The organism is Streptomyces sp. NPDC085946, from assembly GCF_044540485.1.
GTDB lineage: Bacteria > Actinomycetota > Actinomycetes > Streptomycetales > Streptomycetaceae > Streptomyces.
On the sequence record NZ_JBITSF010000059.1, the window covers coordinates 1 to 8,280 of the forward strand.

An 8,280-nucleotide genomic window follows, 5' to 3' on the forward strand; every position below is an offset into this window, starting at 1 on the left:
GGCGCACGTCGCGGTCGTTGGCGGTGAACGCGCCGTCCTTGAACACCGGGTGGGTGAACAGGTTGGTGGTGGCCATCGGCACCTTCATGCCGGTGTCGTCCAGCGCCTGCCGGAACCGCTTGACGTGCTCCTCGCGCTCGCTGTCGCTCGAGCCGAAGGGAATGAGGTCGTCGTCGTGGAAGGTAACCCCGTGGGCGCCCAGCTCGGCCAGGCGCCGCACCGACTCGACCGGGTCCAGGGCGCGCCGGGTGGCGTCGCCGAAGGGATCCCGGCCCTGCCAGCCGACGGTCCACAGTCCGAAGGTGAACCTGTCCTCGGGGGTGGGCTGGTAGTTCATGCCGCGGCTCCTTGTTCGCTGAGGCTATTTCGTCATGGCGATTTACAAATTAATGGGTCCAGGCACCACTGGGAAGGGCCGAAGGGACTCCATGTCCCGGACCACGCGGGACAGAGGCCGGCATTGGCCTCGCGGGGGTCCGTTCGTCGTCGGTGAGGAGCCGCCCACCCTGTCCACGAAGGCGCTGGTCGTCGACGCTGCAGCCGGACGGTGGCCGACGACGGACGGCACACTCCGCACCGGAGGGCCGGCCGGAGAGGCGATCCGCGTCGGCGGCAGGACGCCCTGTGCGAGGCGCCGCACCGCGCGGCAACGACGCGAGGTGGTGGCCGTCCGGTCGACGGACAGCGAGCGGTACGACCCGAGGACGCCGACCGGCTCGTCCCTGACGAGCCGGTCGCGGGGTCACGCGCTGGACGATCTCGCTCGGCAAAATGTCGGCGCGTGCGTACCGGCAGCCGCAACCGGTCGAGACCGCGACACCGCCACGGCCACCGCAAGCGGTGGAGGTGACGTCCGATCCAGCCCTCCTCCGCTCTACCCCACTTTTGTCGTGAGTTAAGAAAAAGTCAGGGGTTTCTTTGCGCAAGGGGTTACTTGTTAGGCCGAAGCGCACTAACTTCTGTGAATCGAGCCGGTGATGCGCCTGCAACCCGGCTTAACGGCGCGACGGCGCGCGCCACGGGAGCGCCGGCGCGACGGCGCGCGCCGATGCTCCCCTCGTCAGGACTGGTCACGTCCTGCTGTTCACCCCACACCCCCGGAGACCTTTGTGCGCACAACACTGCTCAGACCCAAACTCGTCCGCTCGTTGGCACTGGCGGTGGTGTGTGCCGTCGGCTGCCTGACACCGGGAACCGCGGCTGCCGCGCCGCCGGACCCGGCCGACGGCTCCGCCGCGGCGGTCGGAGCGTTCCAGCAGGTCACGCTCGCCAAGGGGCCGGCCGAAATGGGCGAGCCCATGAACCTGGTCGTGCTGCCGGACCGTTCCGTGCTGCACACCTCACGGGACGGCACCCTCCGGCTCACTGACGAGGCCGGAGACACCAAGATCGCGGGCAAACTCGACGTCTACAGCCATGACGAGGAGGGCCTGCAAGGCGTAGGAGCGGATCCGGGCTTCGCCACCAACCGCTTCGTGTACCTCTACTACGCCCCCAAGACAGACACGCCGGGTGGTGACGCCCCGGCCGACGGATCGGCCGCCGACTTCGCCCCGTTCGACGGTGTCAACCGGCTCTCCCGATTCGTGCTCAAGACGGACGGCACACTGGATCTGACCAGCGAGAAGAAGATCCTCGACATACCTGCGACCCGCGGCATGTGCTGCCACGTCGGCGGCGACATCGACTTCGACGCGGCGGGCAACCTGTACCTGTCCACCGGCGACGACACCAATCCGTTCGCCTCGGACGGCTACACCCCCATCGACGAGCGCGCCTCCCGCAACCCCGCCTACGACGCCCAGCGTTCCTCGGGTAACACCAACGACCTGCGCGGCAAGGTCCTGCGCATCAAGGTCAACGCCGACGGATCGTATTCCATCCCGGACGGCAACCTCTTCCCGCCCGGCACCGACAAGACCCGGCCCGAGATCTACGCGATGGGCTTCCGCAACCCCTTCCGGATGAGCGTCGACAAGGCCACCGGCATCGTCTACCTCGGCGACTACGGCCCCGACGCCGGCACCGCGAACCCCGCGCGCGGACCTGAGGGACAGGTCGAGTTCAACCGGATCACCAAGGCGGGCAACTACGGCTGGCCGTACTGCACCGGCAAGAACGACGCCTACACCGACTACGACTTCGCCTCCGGGGCCTCCGGCGCCAAGTTCGACTGCGCGGCCCCGAAGAACACCTCGCCGCGCAACACCGGCCTGACCGACCTGCCGCCCGCCCAGCCCGCCTGGATCCCCTACAGCGGTGGCTCCGTACCGGAGTTCGGCGACGGCTCCGAGTCCCCCATGGGCGGACCCGTCTACCGCTACGACGCCGCCTCCACCTCCGAGGTGAAGTTCCCGCAGGAGTACGACGGCGACTTCTTCGCCGGCGAGTTCGGCCGCCGCTGGATCAAGCGGATCGAGGCCGGCTCCGACGGGACCGTGCAGTCCATCAACGCCTTCCCCTGGACCGGAACCCAGGTGATGGACATGGCCTTCGGCCCGGACGGCGCCCTCTACGTCCTCGACTACGGCACCGGCTTCTACAGCGGCGACGACAATTCCGCCCTCTACCGCATCGAACACGTCACCGACGGTCATGCCCCGACCGCCCAGGCCAAGGCCGACGTCACCTCCGGTAAGGCGCCTCTGACCGTCTCCTTCTCCTCGGCCGGCAGCTCCGACCCGGAGGGAGGCGACCTCAGCCACTCGTGGGTGTTCGGCGACGGAGCGACCTCCACTGCGGCCAATCCCGCGCACACCTACTCCGACAACGGCCAGTACACGGCCACGCTGACGGTCACGGACACCAGCGGCAAGTCCGCCACGGCGTCCGTCCGGATAACCGTGGGGAACACGGCCCCCACGGTGAAGATCGACCTGCCCGCGGACGGAAGCGTCCACGACTTCGGCGACGCGATCCCGTTCAAGGTGACGGTCACCGACCCCGAGGACGGCACCATCGACTGCTCCAAGGTGAAGGTCTCGTTCATCGTCGGGCACGACAGCCACGGCCACCCGCAGACCTCGGCCACCGGCTGCACCGGCACCCTCCAGACGCTGGCCGACGGCGAACACGACCCCAACGCCAACGTCTTCGGCGTCGTCGACGCCGAGTACACCGACAAGGGCGCGAACGGCCAGCCCGCGCTGACCACGCACGACCAGCGCATCGCCCAGCCCAGCCACCGGCAGGCCGAGCACTACGGTGACTCATCCGGTGTTCAGGTCACCGCCCATGGCCCTGCCCACGGCGGCAAGACCGTCGGCTACATCGAGAACGGCGACTGGATCTCCTTCAAGCCGTACGCCCTCGGCAACACCGCCAAGTTCACGGCGCGGGTCTCCTCCGCGGGAGCGGGCGGCACCATGGAGGTGCGGGCCGGGTCCCCGACCGGCACCGTGCTCGGCACGGCGACCGTCCCGGTGACCGGCGACTGGGAGAGCTTCCAGGACGTGACCACCGACCTGTCGCATCAGCCCACCGGGTCCACCTCCCTGTTCCTGGTCTTCAAGGGCGGCGCCGGCTTCCTGTTCGACGTCGACGAGTTCTCCTTCACCAGGTCCGCCGGTGGCTCGCGTACGGGTGAGGTGAAGGGCGTCAACGGCAAGTGCCTGGACGTGGCGGGCGGCAACAGCGCCGACGGCACCGGTATTCAGCTGTGGGGCTGCTGGGGCGGAACCAACCAGCAGTGGACCCTGGCCGACGACGGCACCCTCCGCAGCCTGGGCAAGTGCCTGGACGTGGCCGGCGCCGGCACCGCCGACGGCACCAAGATCCAGCTGTGGACCTGCCACGGCGGAACCAACCAGAAATGGACACCCCAGCCCGACGGCAGCATCCGCAGCGCCCACTCCGACAAGTGCCTCGACGCACCCGGCGACACCTGGAACGACGGCACCCCCGTCCACCTGTGGACCTGCCACGGCGGACCCAACCAGAAATGGACCCTGGCCTAGGAAGGAGGCGGCCACACATGCACGCTCGTTTCAAGGCGGCCGTCGGCCTGTTCGCCGGCTGCGCGCTCTGGATGGCACCACAGGCCCAGGCCGTGGCCGGGGCCGGTGACCAGCCGGCCGGCCGGTCCGCGCGGGCAGCGGCGGTTGCCGATCCCGCCTACGACGTCCTGGTCTTCTCCAGGACCGCCGGCTTCCGGCACTCCTCCATCGGCGCCGGTATCGCGGCGCTACGCGAACTCGGCGCGGCCAACAACTTCACCGTGGACGCGTCCGAAGACCCCCGGGACTTCAGTCCCGGGAATCTCGCCCGGTACGAGGCGGTCGTCTTCCTCTCCACCACCGGTGACGTGCTCGACGACACTCAGCAGACCGCCTTCGAGCAGTACATCAAGGAGGGCGGCGGGTACGTCGGCATCCACGCGGCGGCCGACACCGAGTACGACTGGCCCTTCTACGAAGGACTGGCCGGCGCCCTCTTCCAGTCCCATCCGGCAGTCCAGTCCGCCACCGTGAAGGTCGAGGACCGGGCACACGACGCCACCGCCCATCTCGGCAGCACCTGGCAGCGCACCGACGAGTGGTACGACTACCGCTCCAACCCGCGCGCCACCGCCCATGTGCTGGCCTCGCTCGACGAGTCCAGTTACTCGGGCGGCGGCATGTCCGGCGACCATCCGATCGCCTGGTGCAAGGACTACCGGGGCGGCCGGGCCTTCTACACCGGCGGCGGCCACACCGACGAGTCCTACGCCGAACCCGCTTTCCGCCGGCACCTCCTCGGCGGCATCCGCTGGGCGAGCGGGACGACCGAGGCGGACTGCCGACCCGAGAGTGGCTACACCCCGCTGTTCGACGGCTCGGGCACCGCGGGCTGGCAGCAGGCGGGCCCCGGCGGGTTCAACCTCGCCGACGGCACCCTCACCTCCCACGGCGGGCTCGGAATGCTCTGGTACTCAGCGAAGGAGATCACCGGCGACTACTCGCTCAAGCTCGACTGGAAGGTCGCCGGCGACGACAATTCAGGCGTCGTCATCGGCTTCCCCGCTACCGACGACCCCTGGTCCGCCATGGACAACGGCTACGAGGTCCAGATCGACGCCACCGACGCGACGGACCGCACCACGGGCGCCGTGTACGGGATCAAGTCTGCCGACATCGACGCACGTGACGCCGTGCTGAACCCGCCCGGTGAGTGGAACACCTACGAACTGCGCGTCACCGGAGAACGACTGGAGGTCTTTCTCAACGGACGCAAGATCAACGACTTCACCAACACCGACCCGGCACGCAGCCTGCGACAGGGCCACATCGGCATCCAGAACCACGGTGACGGCGACGACGTCGCGTTCCGCAACATCCGCCTCAAGGCGTCGAACGACGAGCAACAGGGCCCCCGGTCCGGTCAGGTCAGGGGCGTCAACGGCAAGTGTCTGGACGTGGCGGGCGGCAACAGCGCCGACGGCACCGGTATTCAGCTGTGGGGCTGCTGGGGCGGAACCAACCAGCCGTGGACCCTGGCCGACGACGGCACCCTCCGCAGCCTGGGCAAGTGCCTGGACGTGGCCGGCGCCGGCACCGCCGACGGCACCAAAATCCAGCTGTGGACCTGCCACGGCGGAACCAACCAGAAATGGATACCCCAGCCCGACGGCAGCATCCGCAGCGCCCACTCCGACAAGTGCCTCGACGCATCCGGCGACACCTGGAACGACGGCACCCCCGTCCACCTGTGGACCTGCCACGGCGGACCCAACCAGAAATGGACCCTGCCTTAGCGGCTGACTGACTGCCGGACGGCTACTGTCCTGCACCTGTGGTGAGGGCCCGCATGCCGGCCCCGACTCAGCAGACATCGGGTGGTCTCCGTCATGTTCACGGCGGGGACCACGCCGATGCCGCCGGGGCCCGGCCCGGCGGGTGGTTTGCCCGCGGGCAGTCGCCGTCGTCGAACCTGGGACTCGACCAGCCGGGCAGTTCCTCGCGCGCGTCGTAGGCCTCGCCGTCGAGCGGTCTCGAGGAGACGATGGTGTCCCTGGCCGGCGCGCCAGACCGCTCCGGTACCAGCCGTCGGCATCCTGGCATCGAAGCGTGACGACGGGCCGGGAGTGTGTGAGGCTCACCGCCCCACCTGACTGAGGCGCATCAACATGCCTGCACGCCGGCCGCCCTCGGTCCTTCACCAGGTGAGCCCGGTTCTGGTACCCCACTGCGCGTCGGCCTGCTGAGGCCGCTCGCCGTGCAGGAGCCCCCTCCCACGGGAAGGCGTGTTACTTGATACGGATCTCCGCCAGCTGCAGGCGGTACTTGCCGGTCTCGTCGGAAGCCGGCCTGCCGAGCCTGGTGGCGCGCAAACGCAGATAGCGGCCGTTGGCGGGGGTGAGGGTGTAGGTCTGGGCGGCTCCGTTCGGGTTGGGCTCGCCGGTGATGGTGCGGGCGGTGGTGTACGTGGTGCCGCCCTCGGTGCGGGTCTGGAAGGCGAAGTCGACCGGGAAGCCCGCCGTGCCGCCGCCCGAGGCGCTGGTGTCGGTACGGGGGTGGAGGGTGACCTCTCTGACGGCCCGGTCGGCGCCGAGGTCGATCTCGATCCACACCGGTGTGCCGCTCACGTCGGCGGAGGGAAAGTCGATGCTGGTGAAGCCCTTGGCACCGGTCACGCTGGTCAGCGTGCCGTCGAGTACGCGGGTCTTGCCCCAGTCGCCGTTCTCCACGGTGTAGTTGGCGGTGACGGTGGTCGCGGCCGGGGGGACGCTGAGTTCAGCGAGCTGGAGGCGGTACACGGTGGTCTCGTCGGCGGCGGGTGTACCGAGCCGCGTGGCCTGCAGACGGACGTAGCGGGCGGTGGTGGTCTGGAAGCCGTATGTCTGCACCAGCCCGTCGGGGTTGGCCTGCCCGGTCACGGTTCGGACGGTGGTGTAGGTGCTGGATCCGTCGGGCCGGGTCTGGATGGTGAAGTCGACCGGGAAGCCGGCCGTGCCGCTGCCGGCCGCGGGAGTGTCGGTGCGGGGGAAGAGGCGTACGGCGTCGAGGGCGGTGTCGGCTCCGAGGTCGATCTCGACCCAGACGGGGTTCACGCTGACGTCGGCGGAGGTGAAGTGGTGGCTGGTGTAGCCCTTGGCGCCGGTCACACTGGTCAATATCCCGTCGGTCAGCCGGTTTCGGCCCCAGTCGCCGTTCTCCAGGCTGCTGTTGCTGGTGACCGGCCGGCCCAGGGCGATGTTGTCAAGAGCTCCCACACCGGTTGCCGTGAACGTCCACGACCCCGGCTGGACGACGAAGTACACGTACGAGGAGTCCTTGCCGTCGTAGGACAGTCCGCTGACGCCGCCGGTGGGCGAACCGCCCGTGAAGACGGTGGTGCCGTTCGCCTTGATGACGGGCTGGGTGCCGCCGTAGGTGGGCACGCCCACCCGTGCCCTGGTCCCGCTCGGCGAGGTGAGCGCCAGCGTCACCTTGGCACCGTCGCGGGTGATGTCCAGGCGGACCTCCCCCTTGACGGTGGACGTCACTGTATTGATCTTGGCGAGGGTGCCGGTCTGCGGGATGACCTCGTACGTCTCCCAGCCGGGCTTGGTCGGCCGGACACCCGCGGCGTAGGCGGACAGGGCGTACAGCGGGCCGCCGTTCCAGGCGTGGTTGTCGGTGCCGCCGGCCTTGTCCCACACCTCCCACAGCGTGTAGCAGGTGGGGTCGGCGACCTGGGCGGCGTAGCGGTCACGCATGCGCTCCTCGGCGACCGTGGCCGAACCCATCAGATACAGCGCTTCCAGGACGTAGAACTCCATGTAGGGGCTGGCGTTGCGGTGGGTGCGCAGCACCTCGGTGAGCGCCGGGTAGCGCGAGGCGGGGGCCAGGCCGGCGACGACGGCGAGGGCATTGCCGCGGTCGTCGGTGTCGACGGTGTATCCGGGTGAGCGGTACTCGTTCTTCGCCGAGTTCCACAGGACGCGGTCGAAGTTGGCCCTGATGCTGTCCTGTTGTGCCTTCCACCCGGCCACGTCGCCGCCGTTGCCGCTGAGGTCGGCGAGCTTGGCGGCGGTGTCCAGTGCCAGGTGGTACCAGCAGTTGTCCAGGAGGCGGAAGTCGATGTTGTGGCCCCAGTCACCCCAGTCCCAGTTTCCCGACCGGTGCTTGACCAGACCGTCGGCGTCCAGACTCCACAGGTTCAGGTACTTCTTCACCGCCGGGTAGGCGACGGTGACGGCGTCCGCATCACCGGTGTAGAGGTAGTAAGACGTCGTCTCATTTGGTGAGTCTGCGGTAGCAGATGAGGCTGCAGGCGAGGGCGGTGAAGGCGAGGAAGTGTTCGGCCTTGCGTTCGTAGCGG

3 protein-coding genes and 2 pseudogenes are annotated in these 8,280 nt (G+C 69.0%); 2 read left to right on the forward strand and 3 right to left on the reverse strand.

The window, feature by feature from the left end:
• A pseudogene (locus ACIF8T_RS40300) lies at positions 1 to 337 on the reverse strand (xylose isomerase); the annotation flags it as partial.
• Between the two features lie 772 nt (positions 338 to 1,109).
• Here ACIF8T_RS40300 and ACIF8T_RS40305 point away from each other — a divergent pair.
• Together ACIF8T_RS40305 and ACIF8T_RS40310 are read left to right on the forward strand one after the other, a co-directional pair.
• Positions 1,110 to 3,956: a lectin gene (locus tag ACIF8T_RS40305; RefSeq protein WP_400042438.1), complete on the forward strand. Its 2,847-nt coding sequence runs from the start codon at positions 1,110 to 1,112 to the stop codon at positions 3,954 to 3,956.
• Positions 3,957 to 3,973: 17 nt separating this feature from the next.
• A complete protein-coding gene (locus tag ACIF8T_RS40310; protein WP_400042440.1) occupies positions 3,974 to 5,731 on the forward strand; it encodes a lectin in 1,758 nt (585 codons plus the stop codon).
• Between the two features lie 492 nt (positions 5,732 to 6,223).
• On the opposite strand, the gene ACIF8T_RS40315 is transcribed toward ACIF8T_RS40310, so the two are convergent.
• Both ACIF8T_RS40315 and ACIF8T_RS40320 read right to left on the reverse strand, forming a co-directional pair.
• Positions 6,224 to 7,363 (reverse strand): discoidin domain-containing protein, encoded by a 1,140-nt coding sequence (locus tag ACIF8T_RS40315; protein WP_400042441.1) that lies wholly within the window; start codon positions 7,361 to 7,363, stop codon positions 6,224 to 6,226.
• A pseudogene (locus ACIF8T_RS40320) lies at positions 7,355 to 8,176 on the reverse strand (alpha-L-rhamnosidase C-terminal domain-containing protein); the annotation flags it as partial. The pseudogene ACIF8T_RS40320 and the gene ACIF8T_RS40315, both read right to left, overlap by 9 nt.
• Positions 8,177 to 8,280 lie beyond the last annotated feature (104 nt).